The 16,352-nt window shown below is 56.6% G+C and carries 10 protein-coding genes; 3 read left to right on the top strand and 7 right to left on the bottom strand.

The window, feature by feature from the left end; translation table 11 throughout:
• Positions 1-40: 40 nt before the first annotated feature.
• The 7 genes from hmsP to bcsR all read right to left on the bottom strand — a co-directional run bounded on the left by hmsP (position 41) and on the right by bcsR (position 12,739).
• Complete coding sequence (gene hmsP, locus ACQG2G_RS21280) at positions 41-2,047, bottom strand: biofilm formation regulator HmsP (RefSeq protein WP_048972547.1); 2,007 nt, start codon at positions 2,045-2,047, stop codon at positions 41-43.
• 119 nt (positions 2,048-2,166) lie between these two features.
• A complete protein-coding gene (gene bcsC, locus ACQG2G_RS21285) occupies positions 2,167-5,649 on the bottom strand; it encodes a cellulose synthase complex outer membrane protein BcsC (protein ID WP_094084236.1) in 3,483 nt (1,160 codons plus the stop codon).
• Positions 5,631-6,734: a cellulose synthase complex periplasmic endoglucanase BcsZ gene (gene bcsZ / locus ACQG2G_RS21290; protein ID WP_094084235.1), complete on the bottom strand. Its 1,104-nt coding sequence runs from the start codon at positions 6,732-6,734 to the stop codon at positions 5,631-5,633. The genes bcsC and bcsZ overlap by 19 nt, the downstream gene beginning before the upstream one ends.
• A gap of 6 nt (positions 6,735-6,740) precedes the next feature.
• Positions 6,741-9,164, bottom strand: a complete 2,424-nt coding sequence (bcsB, locus tag ACQG2G_RS21295) for a cellulose biosynthesis cyclic di-GMP-binding regulatory protein BcsB (protein ID WP_094084234.1) — start codon at positions 9,162-9,164, stop codon at positions 6,741-6,743.
• Positions 9,165-9,174: 10 nt separating this feature from the next.
• Entirely contained in the window at positions 9,175-11,790 is a 2,616-nt protein-coding gene (gene bcsA / locus ACQG2G_RS21300; protein WP_029883686.1) for a UDP-forming cellulose synthase catalytic subunit, read from the bottom strand.
• A complete protein-coding gene (bcsQ, locus tag ACQG2G_RS21305; protein WP_013099219.1) occupies positions 11,787-12,539 on the bottom strand; it encodes a cellulose biosynthesis protein BcsQ in 753 nt (250 codons plus the stop codon). Before bcsQ ends, bcsA begins: the two co-directional genes overlap by 4 nt.
• Before the next feature lie 11 nt (positions 12,540-12,550).
• Positions 12,551-12,739 (bottom strand): cellulose biosynthesis protein BcsR, encoded by a 189-nt coding sequence (gene bcsR, locus ACQG2G_RS21310; RefSeq protein ID WP_013099220.1) that lies wholly within the window; start codon positions 12,737-12,739, stop codon positions 12,551-12,553.
• Positions 12,740-12,912: 173 nt separating this feature from the next.
• Between bcsR and bcsE the strand changes: the two genes are divergently transcribed.
• From bcsE to bcsG, 3 genes are read left to right on the top strand one after another with little or no spacing between them, the layout of a single operon-like run.
• The gene (bcsE, locus tag ACQG2G_RS21315) at positions 12,913-14,475 is read left to right on the top strand and encodes a cellulose biosynthesis c-di-GMP-binding protein BcsE (RefSeq protein WP_038983944.1); all 1,563 of its coding nucleotides are present in this window, start codon (positions 12,913-12,915) and stop codon (positions 14,473-14,475) included.
• Positions 14,469-14,666 carry a cellulose biosynthesis protein BcsF gene (bcsF, locus tag ACQG2G_RS21320; protein WP_028027931.1) on the top strand — a complete coding sequence of 66 codons (198 nt, stop codon included), beginning with the start codon at positions 14,469-14,471 and terminating at the stop codon, positions 14,664-14,666. Before bcsE ends, bcsF begins: the two co-directional genes overlap by 7 nt.
• A complete protein-coding gene (gene bcsG, locus ACQG2G_RS21325; protein WP_013099223.1) occupies positions 14,659-16,338 on the top strand; it encodes a cellulose biosynthesis protein BcsG in 1,680 nt (559 codons plus the stop codon). The genes bcsF and bcsG overlap by 8 nt, the downstream gene beginning before the upstream one ends.
• Positions 16,339-16,352 lie beyond the last annotated feature (14 nt).

The following is a 16,352-nucleotide window of genomic DNA, read 5'->3' on the forward strand; positions in this document are numbered from 1 at the left end:
TTAAGAACTTTGAGCTGGCTCGCACAAGCCAGCAACAAAATTACACTTTTGCGTTATTGCCAGCGCCGGAAAGGTACCGTTGTTCAAAGACATCCGACGGGACGGCACGGGCAAACAGGAAGCCCTGGCCTTTCCCGACACCCGCTTCAGCCAGCCAGCGGCGCTGCGCTTCCGTCTCGATACCCTCAGCAATCAGATTCAGGTTGAGGCTACGCGCCATATGAATAATGGCCTTCACCATGCTGCTGTCTTCCGGCAGCCCATCGACAAACGCTTTGTCGATTTTCAGGACATCCACCGGCAGCGTTTTCATGTGCTGAAGCTGACGCAGTCCGGCATAGCCCATGCCAAAATCATCCAGCGCGATGCGGATACCGGCGTTGCGCAGCGGTTTGAGGATCGCGACCGCCTCATTCGGGTCGTCAATACGACGGCTTTCCGTCACTTCCAGAATCAGCGTATCCGGCTGGATCCGGTAGCGATTGATGAGCTCCAGCATCTCCGAGACCATAGTGGGATGCATCAACTGCAGGGCAGAGAGATTGACCGACAGCGGCAGGTTGACACCACGCTCCTGCCAGGCGGCAAGCTGGCGGCATGACTCCTCAAGCACCCAGTAACCCACCGTGACCATCAGACCACAGGACTCAATACGTTCGATTAACCCTTCCGGCAGCTCCCAGCTGCCATCCGGCTGCTGCACGCGCAACAGCGCTTCCGCGCTTTCCACTTCACCCGTCAGCAAATTGACCTGCGGCTGGAGCCAGAGGGCAAACTGGTGGTTATCCAGCGCGGTGAGGATGTCGCTCTCTTCCGTCAGACGCTGCTGCGCCTTTTCCATCTGATCCGGGTCGAAGAACTGGATCTGGTTTTTCCCTTTGCGACGGGCGGTGAATGCCGCCGAGAAGGCGCGACGATAGAGCTGCTCTGCGGTCAGATCGCCATAGAACATGGCAATCCCGATACTGGCGCTGGGGCGAAGCTGAATACCCTGAATGGGCAGCCGCTCATTAATGACAGTGAGTACTTGCTGACCTAACGTGATCGCATGCCACGGCTCTTTCACGCCGTTCGCAATCACCACCAGGTCATAACCGCTGACCTGGGTCAGCACCATACGCGGGGCAAGCACCGATTTAACCTTTTCGACCAGCGTCAGCAACAGCATTTCACGCTGGCTCTCCTTGAGCACCCCAGCGGTATCCTGCAGGGTTTCACAGGCGATGACCATCAGCGCCGTGGTCTGCTGGCGCGCCACGGTCTGCTCCAGCATCGCCATCAGGAACGCTTTATTAGGCAGCTCCGACACCGGAAAACGGGTGGCGCTACTGTTCAGTTCATCCTGCTGACGCTGAATGCGCTGCTGGTTGAGGTTGTAGCTGCGCACCAGCATGCCGATCTCATCGTCATGATGCAGGCGGGGGAGCTCAAGCTGATGACCCATCTGCTCCTGGGGAGAAAGCGCGTTTAGCTCCCGGGCGATACGCCGCAGCGGGTGGACAATCAGCCGGTTAATGCACCAGGTCAGCGCCACGCTCAGTATCAGCGTCATAAGTAAGCAAGTGGTCACTAACGTGATAAACCAGCTCATGACGAACTTATACATGCGGTACGAGTCCGCCTGCAGAACAAGATAGGCCAGCGGCTGCGGATTTGCAGGGCGTTCAAGCGAGTAGATGGGAAGCGAAATTTGTACCGGCAGTTCAAACAGGCGCATCACCATCATCGGGACGGGACGTTCCGGGATAAAACTCATCCGCAGCGCCTGGAACTGGTTTGGCAGCACCACGTCTGCGCGGCTGACGACGCCCGCAGGCTGAATACGTTTTAAAATGGTTTCCGCTTCGGGAATATCGCCTTTCAGAATAGAAGCCGAAAGCGGGCCACGCACCGAGCGGGCAATACTTTCTAATTGCGAAGCCGTGTTATAGCGATTCTGCTGCACGGAATGAAACAGCAAAATGACGCAAAATAGCAGTACAAACAGCAAGGTGACAGCAGAAACCATCGCCATCTGTTTGATCGTTAAGGAACGGCTGACACGCAAAATGACTCTCCACAGAACTCGAAGCGCAGGGCGCACCAGGGTGTAAACCTGGCGCGCCTGAGTATACCCGATCGCCGCACTTTTAAGAGAGACTTACAAATGGATTAAGTAAAATCCGATTACCAGTCCGCGTAGGGAATGAGCGGCTGTGGCGGTAAGTCCATATCACCCTGCCAGCCTGCGGCGGAGTAGCGTACATAGAGCAGCGCATGGCTTGGGGTATAGTCTTTCGCTTCCTGAATATCCACGCCAAGACCCACAAACCAGTTGGACGTGACCCGGCGCTCGACAATGGCCCGCGCGGTATAACCGGTGCCTGAGGAGCTGCTGCCGGTTTCCATCGCCCCCCTGTCGGTGTAGCGGCCTGGCTCATCGACGGGAATGAGTCCCTGAAGGGGATAGCGCAGCACATCGTTGGTTTTGGAGTGAGACCATGAGACAGATCCGCCCAGCTCCCAGGACCAGTTCTCCGTGCGTTTACGCCAGGTGACCGGCAGTGCAAAGGAGACATATTCCTGCGGGCTATAATAGCCGCCCTGACCCAGGGTATAGCCGCTCAGATCTTTATCGTAGTGCCAGAGCATGTTAGAGACACCGACCGTCAGGCGCTCGTTGTTTTTATTAATCAGCTTGTAGTAGTAACCGGTCATCCAGCGGACGCGCCAGTTATCCTCTACATTTTTCCCGGTCAGCGATTCCGCATTCAGGCTTGACCAGATGCCGTTCGCCTCGCCTTTATCGTAGCTGATGCTCACGCCACCGCCGGTGGCGCGCACGCCGCCCCAGGTGGTGCCGGTATTGGTGTCTTTTTGCCCGGCAAAGGCCAGCAGAGAGCTGGAGATCGGGCGACGGTGGGCGTTAATGGTGTAGCCGATAGGACCGAGATCGTTGCTATAGCTCACCCCGCCGACCACATCCACCACGTCAAAGCCCATTGGCGTGGTGCCGATATCCCATGCCCAGGTTTTATTCTGCCAGCCCACGGCCACGCTTGCGCCGTTTGACGTCTGACTGGTGTTGCCGCGACATGGCGTTTCGGCACAGGTCCCCCATTTGGGATCGTAGGTGCCGTTGTTAGTGGCAAACGAACCGGCATCCATATTGACCAGATCGCTGCGGAAGAACATCCGTCCATCAGAGAGCGGCGCATCCACCTGCAGCATGGTGGTGTGGGCTTTCAGGTCGGAGTAGCCCCCGGTACCGCTGGAGCCCCAGTAGTCGTGCTGCAGCGTAACGTTAACATCCTGCTGGCGATACAAATCACCGGCATCGCTACGCACGCCGCGCTTCAGCCAGTCATCTTTTTCGTCGTTACGCGTCAGGCGTGTAAAGGTGTCATTGTCTGCCGGACGGGTGGTGGTGATGCCAGAGGAGACCATGGCATCTTTATAGGTCTCCAGCGCCTGCTGAGGCTGGCCATTTTGCGTCTGAAAACGTGCCGCATCACGCAGCACCAGCGCGTTTTCCATGGACGCAGGCTGTGATTTTGCCTGCGGAATGATGCTGTTGAACGTCTTTTCTGCGGCAGCAGAATCACCCAGCCCCGCCTGCGCCATCGCGATGCGGCGCTGCATGTTGAGCGACAACGGCTGGCCATTTTGCGTCGCAGGCAGTTTCGCCAGTTCGGCACGCGCAGCGTCTTTGTCGCCCTGCGCACTGTAGATTTCGGTCAGGCCGAGGATCGCATCTTCGTTTTGTGGCTCGCGCTGCAACACGCCGCTGTATGCCGTTTTTGCTGCACTGAGATCGCCCCGCTGCTGCGCCCAGTCCGCCAGGGTTAAATCGATACGGGTAGAAGCAGGTTGCTGACGAAGAAGATTTTCCGCCTCCTGCTCTTTGCCACTGTCGCGCAGGCGATTGGCGGTTTCGAGCACCTGATTACTTTGCAGGCGGTCGGCAAGCTCCTGAATATTGCCGTTCCACTGGCTGCGCGGCAGCGTCTCCAGATGGGCCAGCGCGGCACGATCCTGGTCGTTACCGGAAAGATAGAGCCCGTTGGCATACACCTGATCCGGGTCGGTCGGTTTCTGGCTGGCAAGCTGACGCATCAGAGTATCTGCCTGACTGCGCTGGCCTGCGCTGTAGAGATCGCGCGACAGGCGATAGGTGATCCACACGTCGCCTGGAGAGAGCGCCAGACGACGACGCTGAACCTCGGCGGCCTGGGCGTATTTGCCCTGGTTCTCCAGCTGCTCGGCCTGGGCGGAGAGCTGTTCGTTGGTCAGGCTACGTTCAATATCATCAATGCTGCGACGCTGACTGGCGGAGAGCGACTGGATAAACTGCGAGGCTTTCTCCGGTGACTGTGCGCGATAAATATTGGCCAGTCCGCGGACCGCGTTACTGTTGCCGCTGTCCATGCGTAATGCCTGGCGATAATAGCGCTCGGCGGCGTCGTTATCTTTACGTGCCGCTGCGGCATCACCCAGCCCCAGCACCGCATAACTGTCGCTATTGTCGATAGTGCGCGCCTGTTGATAATAGCGCTCCGCCTGTGCCGGGTTATTCGCTTTCAGCGCCGCATCCCCCTGCTGGATCAGCAGCCAGTAACGGTTCACCTTCAGCAAGCTGTCCCATTTGCCGCGGTTATCGCTCTGCGGATCGAGGGCGATCGCCTTTTCAAACTGTGCCACCGCGCGAGCACGGTCGCCTTTCTGGGAGTATGCCTGGCCCAGCGCGCCAATGGCTTCGCTGTCGGCATGGTTTGTGCTGACCGCCTTTTGCAGTTCCGCCACCGCCTTATCACCCTGTCCGGCATCCACTGCCGCCAGGCCTTGCGCTTTCGCACGGAAAGTTGGATCGGCGAGCTGTTTTTGCTGCGCTTCAAGCTGTGAACGCGCGGCGGTTACGTTCTCACCGTCACTGAATACGCTCAGGTACTTTTGCAGCGCGGAGACGCTGGCATTGCTGACAGGCTGGTCTTTGATCTGCGCATACCACATATCCGACGCCTGGCTGCGGCCATTGCTGGATTTGGCCATCTCCTGCAGCACCGCGAAGCCTTCATCACGGCGCCCGGTCTGGAACAGCAGCTGGGCCAGCGTCGACTGCAGCTGCGTATTGCCAGGGCTGCTGCTGTTAATCTTTTTCAACTGGTTAATGGCCGCATTGCGGCGGGAGGGATCTTTCGCCACCACATTCCAGTATTCCGTTGCCACGTCGCCGCCCGGCGGGTTGCCGTCGAACAGCTTGTCATAGGCGGCAATCGCTTCCTGGGTATGGCCTGTCGTGGCGAGTAAGCGAGCCTGCTGTAACTGCTGGCGGCCATCCGGCGTGGAAAGCAGCATCGTGTTGCGCGAGGACTGGTACGCGCTGGAACCGGGGGCGATCCCTTTCAGTCTATCCAGCTCTTTTTGCGCGCCGGCGTTGTCGCCCTGACGAAGCAGATAGCGAAAACGTGCCGCAATAACGTCAGGGTTGTTCGGGTCGATCAGCTCAAGACGATAGAGCGACTGACGCACCAAATCTTCACGCTGCGTCGATTCCCCCAGGCGCACCTGTTCCAGCAGCTGTTGCTGCTGCGGAGAGTTGACGGCCTGAGCCAGCGGCATCAGCGCCAGGCCAAGCGATAAACTGAGTAGATTTACTGTGAACTTGCGCATTCCTGGCCCCAATCCGGTATTAATTCACCTTTTGTGGTGAAACGAAAACGATGCTGATCCCATCCTTGTCCAAAGAGAGTCAGTACATAACTGTAGTAAGCATTATTATCAGGAAAGTGGTCAGCCACGCGCTGGCGCTGGACGGCCTGCGCATCACGCTGTTGTAAAAAAGGCAGCATGGCGGCAGAGAAGCCGACCGGGCCATTGCCCGTGCGTGCTCCACTCACCACATTCACTTTTTCCGGTGGTACACCCTGTTTTGTTGTGGTGGCGGCCATCGGCCTGAAGCGCGCCAGCAGCCGGGCTTTTTGAGGATCGTCATCGTTCATCATCCCCACCCAGAGATAGACGCGGATGGCGTCATATCCCCCCACCAGCGGCGGCTCCTGCTGTAACCGCCAGCCTTTGTTTTTCTGGTATTGCACCCAGTCCGGCGAAAAACCTTTCGGCGCACTCTCCAGCAGCAAGCGCAGATTGGTCTCACGCAGGGTGGTCCACGGGGTGCCAAAACGCGTGAAGTAGCTTGCGAGCTGTGGTGGAAGATAGCTGGGATTAAAACGCCAGGCGTTCTCATCGACAAAGCCAACTTTACCGGGCAGCAGCATCAGACCGAGGCCAGGTACTTTCACCACTTCTTCGCGGGCGATACGCTCGAGTAGCGCCTTGCCCGTACGGGTATAGTCAGCGTCTTTCCATAACCGCCCCGCTTCAAGCAGGGACCAGGCGATCCAGATATCGGCATCCGAGGCGGAATTGGTATCGATAACCGCCCAGGTGTCTTTGTCTTTTTGCCCCCATAACCAGGCGGGAAGCGTGTCGTCGAGATGCCCCCCGGCAAGGTTATCCCGCGTCCATGCCAGCACCTTGTCGAACGCTTTACGGTCATTCGCGGCGAGGGCAAAGAACAGCGCGTAGCTTTGCCCTTCCGAGGTAGTGATTTTACGCGTGTCGCTGGGATCAATGACCCGCCCGCCCTCGCTGATGTAATCCTGTTTAAATTTCTCCCAGGCAGGCCAGGTACAGGCGGCGCGCAGAGGCGCCGCCGCCAGCATCAACGCAATGACACACCAGCGAAAGGCTTTCATCACATCTTACTCATGATCCGGATTCAGGCGACGACGGCTGATGATACGCAGCAGACGCCACAGCACCCAGGCCAGCAGCACCACGCTGACGGCGGCCAGGATAGCGAGCAGAATCGGATGGTTAGAGAGCGCATACCACAGACGTTCGAACCATGGCAGATGCCCCACATAGTACACATCGCCTACGCGCAGGCTGTTCACGCCCGACTCACGGATCACCGACGCAGAGCCGAACATCGCGGCACGTTTACCGCTGTCGTTCATCGCACTGTTGAGCAGTTCGTAGCCACGCGGGCTGTCTGCGAGCAGGGCAATCACGCTACGCTGATCGTTATACGGTGACTGGAAGCCGACCACGGCCGCCATCGCCCCCTGAGACGTGACAGCCGTCTGCGCGCTGGCTTTACGATCGTTGATATCCGGCATGATGCTCGGGAACTCGGTCTGACGCAGCGGCGTGTTAACCCAGGACTGGGCTGCCTGAACCAGCAGATCGATACGCTTCTCATCCTTCAGCTTATCCGGGATGGAACCGATCACCATGATGTCCGCATCTTTGTTCTGAATTTGAGTGCCATCATCCGTCAGGGTAACGTTAATCGCCGGCAGGCCCGTTTGCGCGCCTACGGTCGCCATGGTGTCCAGCAGCGTCGTCACCTGCCCTTCATTTGGCGCTTTTGGCATCACAACAATGGATTCAGACAGATCCGCCATACGGCTGAACGGGAAGCCCGCGTTAGCAAATGCCCGCAGATCCGGCATGGCGAGGAAGTGATAGTACTTCGAGAAGTCGATGGTCGATTCATCGCCAATCACGACGTGGTTCTGCACCGGCTGGAAGGTGATGCAGTTGTCCACCGAACCGCCCGGCATTGGATTCATGTACTGGAAATCAAAGCGCAGCTGGTTTACCGCCCCGAGCTTCAGCGCCGGGATGGAGACATCGGTTTTACCATCCAGCAGCCCCTGCAGTACCGGCAAACGCAGCAGCAGACGGTTCGTTTCCTGATTATTCATCAGATTAAACGACTGAAGGAACTGGTTATTCAGGCTGATATCCATGCGCGAACTGTCTTTGGTTGACGGCGCGGTGTAACGATAGTTGAGGTTCATATCGATACCGGTGGTGCGCAGCAGATACAGGTCCGGCGGCAGGTTCAGCGACAGGCTGACAGGAGACGGCTCAATCCCTGTCGACTGCAGCTGCTCTTCATAGGTTTTCAGCTCGCCGAAGGTGACGGCGCGGTCGGTACGTACCCAGTTTGGCGCGTCATAAGGTTTACGTGCCAGCAGCGGCTTGACCTCATCGACAATTACGCTGCTGCCGCGGAACAGGATATTCCCCTGCGCAATCGCTTTTGCCGCCTGCACCAGGTCTTTCTCATCACGCCCGAAAACCACCAGCAGTTTCACATACGGGTTATCCGGGTGGCTTATCATCTCAATGGTCGGCGCTTTTACGTCCGGGTGCTCACGCAGGAAAGCAGGACGCTTCGCGTTGGTCGCAAAGATGATGGCATTTCTGTCAGGGATCTTGTCATACATAACCGGGAAGTTCTGCCCGCGCCAGCCGGAACGGGAGCCGAACCAGGAGGCCACGATGGTCGCTGCCAGTTGCTCCGTGACGTCCGGTGAGGACGCAAAGACCATCGGCAGGTTTAACGGGCGATTATCACGCGGATCGAAGAACGGCACCGGGAACGCGGAGAGATCGTTTTTCAGCGCCAGCGACTGGTAGGTCATCTGCAGCGATGAGTTACGCCCGACATCCATCCACAGCGTGTTGCTGGCCGGGTTTTCGCAGACGTCACGGTAGTGGCCCACGAATTCCAGACGGATACGGTTAAAGTCGGTGATAAACAGCGGGTTGATCGGCACCTGAGCCAGGGTTTTCTTACCCAACTGCTCTTTGGTGACCGGCAGCACGTCCATCAGTTCGTCATTCAGGTAGACCTTCAGCTGAGACTGGGTCGGCAGCAGCGAAGGAGAAGGGGTATATTCCAGGTTCAGCACCGCCTTCGACACGACCTCATCGCTGCGCATACCAAACTCAACACCGCCTTTAGGATTGACGCCGCGCAGCACCATGCTGCCCGGAGGCGGCGCAATTTGCGCAAAGGTGAGCTTCACGTCCCGCGACGGGGCATTCTCCATGACAACAGGCGCATTAGCCCCCGGAACGCCCGGCATCACCTGCCCCACAACCTGCGCGTCGGCCGGCAGGGTATTTCCCGCTGTCGGCTGGTTGGGAACGAGATTTTCTGTTTGACCGGGCGCCGCAGTGACTACCGGTTCGGTCGCTTGCGACACCACAGGCACCGTAGGAGCTGGCGTGGCCGCGGCGTTATCAGGCGCTGCGTTAGCCATTGTTGCGGGGAGCGTACTCATCCCCATTGCCACTGCACATAACCAGGAAAGTTTTGTTTTCATCGCGTTATCATCATTGTTGAGCCATAACCGGGTCCGCCTGCTTCGCCTCATCCCGCTCAGGACGACGAGGAATGAACGACACGACCCAGGAAACCAGCGAAGTAAGTGACCGGAAAATTATTTTCACCGACGACGGGGCAAATTCTGCAAGGTGACGATAGCCACGGAACCCCAGCTTCAGAATATCCAGCAGGCTTTCCAGAGGCTTATCTTCCGGGAAGCTGTCCTGCCAGAGAGCCCACGTATCCGCGCGGGCAAACGTACACTGCACAAAATCAATATGTTGCTTCCTGGTCAGCGGCATCAGTTGCAGACCCACTTCATTGCCTGCCACACGCACAACCTGTGTCGGGAAGACATACTCCTGCTGGCCACGCTTAAGCAACAGGTTAACCTTCTGCCCTTCCAGCACCTTCGCCTGTCCGTTGATTTTGATACCCAGACCACCGTCGGAGAAGTCATGAACGGTACAGGAGAAGAGATGACCATCTTCACGGGCTATCGCCGCAGGCATGCTGATTTCAACACGATGCGCGCGACGTACCTGCTTGCTTTCCACCGACACCGCCACCGCGCCGCCAAGGATAATCAGGTTGTAAAATACCCATGCCATACTGACGAACACCGTCAGGATTTCGTTTTCCGGACCGTAGAAGTAGCGCCAGATACCGGCAATCACCCCCACAATGTTCAGCAGCACCAGGAAGATGTACGGACGGGAGATCACCCAGTCGACATACTCCTCTTCCACCAGGCCACCCTTCGCGGTGACGTTAAACTTGCCTTTATGCGGGTTAATCAGCGCCACCATCGTTGGCGGCGCGATGTACCAGGCCAGCACCGTTTCGTAGATTTCACTCCAGAATGAGTGGCGATACTTGCCCTGAATCTTCGAGTTGGTCAGGCTCGCGTGGATCATGTGCGGCAGAACAAACAGCGCAATCATCAGCGCGGGCGCGTAGATGATATAGGCGTGAAGAAGCAGGAACGCCAGCGGCGCGGTCAGGAAGATCAGCCGCGGAATACCGGATAAGAAGTGGAACATGGCGTTGACGTAGCACAGACGTTGCGCCAGCTTGAGGCCTTTACCCAACAGCGGGTTATCAAGACGGAAAATCTGTACCATCCCGCGCGCCCAGCGAATACGCTGGCCGATATGCGCCGACAGGGATTCCGTCGCCAGACCGGCCGCCTGAGGGATACGCATATAGGCAGAGGTATAGCCGCGACGGTGCAGGCGTAGCGAGGTATGGGCATCTTCGGTAACCGTTTCAACCGCGATGCCGCCAATTTCATCCAGTGGTTTACGGCGGATAACCGCACAGGAACCGCAGAAGAAGGTCGCATCCCACATGTCGTTGCCGTCCTGCACCAGGCCATAGAACAGCGTGCCTTCGTTCGGGGTCTTACGGAAACGGCCGAGGTTACGTTCAAACGGATCCGGCGAGAAGAAATGGTGCGGCGTCTGCATCATCGCCAGCGCTTTCTCTTTCAGGAACCAGCCCATCGTCATCTGCAGGAACGAGCGCGTCGGCACGTGGTCGCAGTCAAAGATGGAGACAAACTCCCCTGTCGCATACTTCAGCGCGTTGTTGATGTTCCCGGCTTTGGCATGTTCGTGAGAGGTACGGGCGATATACTCAACGCCCACCTCCTGCGCGAACTCACGGAACGCGGCCCGACCGCCGTCATCCAGGATCCAGATTTTGAGCTTATCTTTGGGCCAGTCGATACCCAGCGCGGCGTAAATGGTATTTTTCACCACGCTCAGATCTTCGTTATAGGTCGGCACAAAGAGATCGACAGTCGGCCACTGCGACGTATCTTTTGGCAGCGGAACCGGCTGGCGGTTGAGCGGCCAGATCACCTGGAAATAGCCCAACACCAGCACGATCCAGGCGTACGTTTCAGCAAACAGCAGCACCAGACCGCATACCAGACTGACCGGGTCATCCCAGTTCAGCGTTGAGGTATAACGCCACCAGATATAGCGGCAGGAGACGGTCAGTGATAACACAATCAGCATCAGGGCGGAGAAGCGCCCCGGTATACGCCGCACCAGCAGCGCCACGCCCCACAGCAGGATCAGGAAAGTGAACTGCGCCAGCGGGTTAAAGGGTTGCGTGATACAGACCAGCGCCAGAATGAGCGAGAAGACAACAATCACGCCCAGAATAAAACGCCGTAAACCCGGGTGCAAATGCCCGAGTTCTTTATGGTTATCCAGATGGCTGGTCTTATCGCCCACGCGGTCAGGCAGCCTGTCCAGCCACTGATGATAGCGTTCGCGTAAAAGCTGGACCCGGCTGAAGCTGCGCCAGTGCGGCGTCTTTTTCTCCTGCCGCGGCGACGTGACCACCAGCCAGATGGCCTGAATGATGTACCGCGCCGGATCTAACGGCCGTGGACGGTCAGGATTAATGTGCGGATACAATTCACTGTGTCGCGCACGAATGCGCTGCCAGCGGGGGTGCTCGAGGGGGATGAACATCCAGGCCAGAATCATCCAGAAACAGCCGAACGCGGCGCTAAATGCCGAGGCACCATGCCGGCGATAATGCCGGTAATGGTCGCTTAAACGCGAACTGACCGGCGGGATGAGTAACCAGCTGGCGAGTCGACTCATACCGTACCCCTGGCAGGATCCGCCTCTTGGGCGAAGTGCAGAAGACACCAGTTCGCCAGCGTCAGGATCTCTTCTGCCGCCAGCGAATCGCTACGATACTCGCCAAGTGGCTGTTTGGAGGCGAGGCATTCCGCCATCCCCTCATCACGATGGATCACAATCGGCAGCAAACGACGCTGGCTTTGCAGCCAGACCTGATACAGATCGTCCTGGATCTGGCTGCCAATGCGTAAATCGTTAATCAGGATATGGCTGTTCTGGGGCAACCCCTGCTGATGTAAACGGATATGGCAATTGGCATCGACGTTCACAATGGAGAGCACGTGGTCGCACTGTGCAATCAGCTGTCGGGTCAGCGTGCCGGCACCGTGCGGCAGATCCAGCAGGATCCACTGATAATGGCCTTTTTCTTTGAGGCTCTGCAGCGCGAGTGTGAATTGCGAAAATAAACGCTGATAGGCGGCTTCATTCTCACGCTCTGTCGTGGTCAGTTGACCAAACGGCAGGAGATCGAGCTGGGAGGTGTAACGCAGACCCGCATCACGCCAGTCTTTATCATCAAGCAACGCGCGGGCCCAACCCTCTGTACGGGTAAAGTCGACGTTAAATGACATACGCAGCAAATTGTCGGCGCAGGCGTCAATCACCAGCACCGATTCACCTAAAAGCTGTAATGACCACGCCAGCGCCGCGGTAACGGATGTTGTACCCACTCCACCACGGACGCCCTGTAATCCGAGTATGGCCATCAATGGCTCCCTTATTGTTGTTGGGTAAATTCAGCTAATAACGGCCAACGTTTAATAGCCGCAGCCAACTGTTCCCGCTGGGAAATATCGGTGTAATCTATTTCAGGTAAAGAAAAGGCCTGCGTCAGCGCCAGAAAATCGTTTTGGAATGTGTAACCCAGGGTCGAATCGACTGGGGTTCCGGGTTCGTTATTATCCATTTTTTTCCATCCCTTTGAGTATCGTTTTACTCTCTGAAGTCGCGAGGCTTCCTGCCCTGTGAAATTTCATTTACATGCTAAATCTGATGCTCTTTAATTTCAATGTTAGGTTTATTTCTACGCTTTCGCTAGTAAACTGATATACAGATAAATTAGACGAAAAGAGGGACACCGTGGACTCCATATTTTCTATTGGCATCCAGTCATTATGGGACGAATTGCGCCACATGCCAGTCGGAGGAGTCTGGTGGGTTAATTCGGATCGTAATGAAGATGCTATCAGTCTGGTAAACCAGACAATTGCCGCGCAGGGTAAGGACTCCCGGGTCGCTGTTATTAGTATGGGCGAAGACCCGAAGCAAATTATTACGCTTGAGCGAGACCGCGGTCCACAGACGGTACGCTTGTTTTCCATGCCGTCGGAAGCAGATAGTCTATACTATTTGTCCCGCGACATTCAGTGTTCCATCAATCCAGACCGCTTTTTATTGATTCTTAAATGTTCACATAACGCCCTGCAAAATATCCCGACGGAGAAACTGCTGCAGTGGCTGGAAAAAATCAATAAATGGGCAAAATTTCAAAATTGTACGCTGTTGATAATCAATCCCGGCAGTAATAACGACAAGCTGTTCTCACTTTTAATGGCGGAGTATCGCTCGCTATTCGGCCTGGCGAGTCTGCGCGACCAGGCGGGCAGCTATCTCTACGATATTGCATTCTGGTGTAATGAAAAAGGCGTGAGCGCCAGACAGCAGCTTACGCTTAAACATATTGACGGCGAGTGGCACCTTGCCCAGCAAGAAGAAACCGTGGTGCAACCGCGCAGCGATGAAAAACGGATCCTGAGCCATATTGCGGTACTGGAGGGGGCGCCCGCGCTGTCTGAAAACTGGTCCCTGTTTGAGTCCAATGAAGCGCTTTTTCATGAAGCCCGCACGACGCAGGCGGCAACCCTTGTTTTCTCGCTGATGCAGAACAATCAGATTGAAACGCTGGCACGACAAATTCATACCTTACGTCGTCAACGCGGCAGCGCGTTAAAAATTGTGGTACGCGAAAACAATACCAGCCTGCGTGCCACGGATGAGCGTCTGCTTTTGGGCTGTGGCGCAAACATGGTTATCCCGTGGAATGCCCCTCTGTCACGCTGCCTGACGCTTATCGAAAGTGTCCAGGGGCAGCAGTTCAACCGCCACGTACCGGAAGATATTTCCACGCTGCTTTCCATGACGCAGCCGATGAAACTGCGTGGTTATCAGAAATGGGATACCTTCTGCGATGCCGTTGGCAACATGATGAACAACACGCTGCTTCCTGCAGACGGGAAAGGGGTAATGGTTGCCCTGCGACCTGTACCGGGGATCCGCGTGGAACAGGCGCTCACCTTATGCCGCCCGAACCGTACCGGGGACATCATGACGATTGGCGACAACCGCCTGGTTCTGTTTTTGTCTTTTTGTCGGGTAAACGATCTCGATACCGCGCTGAACCATATCTTCCCGCTGCCTACCGGGGATATTTTCTCAAACCGTATGATTTGGTTCGAAGACAATCTGATCAGCGCTGAGCTGGTGCAGATGCGTGCCCTCGCGCCTGAAAACTGGGTGAAACCGCTACCTGTCACGAGCGATGTCAAACCGATCCTCAATGCACGGCATGACGGCCATGTCTGGCGTCGGGTTCCGGAACCCCTTCGCTTATTAACTGAGAATGGGGAGAACGCACCATCATGAATATCAGCGATATCATTCAACTGGTTGTATTCTGTGCGCTGATCTTTTTCCCGCTTGGTTATTATGCACGCCATTCACTGCGCCGTATTCGCGATACGGCCAGAATGGCGTTTGGCAAACCTCGCTATGTCAAACCAGCCGGAACACTGACACGGGCAACACACGTCAAGGCAGACCGAAAACATGACTAACTCAACTTATACCGCTTCGTCACCATCGCCTCTGTGGCAATACTGGCGCGGCCTTTCCGGCTGGAACTTCTACTTTCTGGTGAAGTTTGGTCTGCTGTGGGCTGGCTATCTGAACTTCCATCCTCTGCTGAACCTGGTGTTTATGGCCTTCCTGCTGATGCCGCTGCCCAATATCAGGCTGCATCGCTTGCGTCACTGGGTTGCCATCCCGCTGGGTTTTGCGCTGTTCTGGCATGATACCTGGCTGCCGGGGCCGGACAGCATCATGAGCCAGGGGTCGCAGGTCGCCGGGTTTAGCGCCAGCTATATCCTCGACCTGACCGAGCGCTTTATTAACTGGCAGATGATTGGCGCGGTCTTTGTGCTGCTGGTTGCCTGGCTGTTTCTGTCACAGTGGATCCGCGTCACGGTGTTTGTCGTTGCCATTATGATTTGGCTGAACGTTCTGACGCTGGCTGGGCCAAGTTTTTCCCTGTGGCCTGCCGGTCAACCGACCAGCACGGTGACCACCACCGGAGGAAGCGCGGCAGCAACCGTTGCCACGGCTGGCGACACGCCGGTGGTGGGCGATATTCCAGCGCAGACCGCACCGCCGACCTCAACCAACCTGAATGCCTGGCTTTCCAGCTTCTACACCGCGGAAGATAAGCGTCAGACTAAATTCCCGGATGCACTCCCGGCGGATGCTCAGCCGTTTGAACTGCTGGTAATTAACATCTGCTCCCTCTCCTGGGCTGACGTTGATGCGGCTGGTTTAATGTCGCACCCGCTGTGGTCGCATTTCGATATCCAGTTTAAAGACTTTAACTCTGCCACCTCGTACAGCGGCCCGGCGGCCATCCGCCTGCTGCGAGCAAGCTGCGGCCAGCCATCGCACAAGAATTTGTATCAGCCCGCTGGCAACCAGTGTTATCTGTTCGATAACCTGGCGAAACTGGGCTTTACGCAGCATCTGATGCTGGGGCATAACGGTCAGTTCGGTAACTTCCTGAAAGAGGTACGTGAAGAAGGGGGTATGCAGGCACCGCTGATGGATCAAACCGGGCTGCCGGTCACGCTGCTGGGCTTCGACGGCTCGCCAGTCTATGACGATACCGCCGTGCTACAGCGCTGGCTGCAGACCATTGAAAAAGACAGCAATCCGCGCAGCGCCACGTTCTATAACACCCTGCCCCTTCACGACGGTAACCATTTCCCGGGCGTGAGCAAAACGGCGGATTACAAAGTGCGTGCGCAGAAGTTCTTTGATGAGCTGGATGCGTTCTTCACTGAGCTGGAAAAATCTGGCCGTAAAGTGATGGTGGTTGTCGTTCCGGAGCACGGTGGGGCGCTGAAAGGCGACAGAATGCAGGTGTCCGGCCTGCGCGATATCCCCAGCCCGTCCATTACCAACGTGCCTGCCGGGATTAAATTCTTTGGTATGAAGGCACCGCATCAGGGCGCACCGATTGAGATCACTCAACCAGTCAGCTATCTGGCCATCTCTGAGCTCGTGGCCCGCGCGGTCGATGGCAAGCTGTTTGTGGAAGATAGCGTGAACTGGGATCAGCTCACCAGCAATCTGCCGCAAACCGCGGAAGTGTCAGAGAATGCGAATGCGGTTGTCATTCAATACCAGAACAAACCGTACGTTCGCCTGAACGGCGGAGACTGGGTACCTTATCCGCAGTAAGTTCTCCAGACCCT

The sequence above is a fragment of the Enterobacter cloacae complex sp. 382A5 genome, assembly GCF_050031095.1.
Classification (GTDB): domain Bacteria; phylum Pseudomonadota; class Gammaproteobacteria; order Enterobacterales; family Enterobacteriaceae; genus Enterobacter; species Enterobacter cloacae.

Coding starts and splice junctions, on each gene's coding strand:
- bcsB (WP_094084234.1), bottom strand. CDS start 9,164: ATGAAAACAAAACTTTCCTGGTTATGTGCAGTGGCAATGGGGATGAGT.
- bcsA (WP_029883686.1), bottom strand. CDS start 11,790: ATGAGTCGACTCGCCAGCTGGTTACTCATCCCGCCGGTCAGTTCGCGT.
- bcsZ (WP_094084235.1), bottom strand. CDS start 6,734: ATGAAAGCCTTTCGCTGGTGTGTCATTGCGTTGATGCTGGCGGCGGCG.
- bcsC (WP_094084236.1), bottom strand. CDS start 5,649: ATGCGCAAGTTCACAGTAAATCTACTCAGTTTATCGCTTGGCCTGGCG.
- bcsG (WP_013099223.1), top strand. CDS start 14,659: ATGACTAACTCAACTTATACCGCTTCGTCACCATCGCCTCTGTGGCAA.
- bcsR (WP_013099220.1), bottom strand. CDS start 12,739: ATGGATAATAACGAACCCGGAACCCCAGTCGATTCGACCCTGGGTTAC.
- bcsQ (WP_013099219.1), bottom strand. CDS start 12,539: ATGGCCATACTCGGATTACAGGGCGTCCGTGGTGGAGTGGGTACAACA.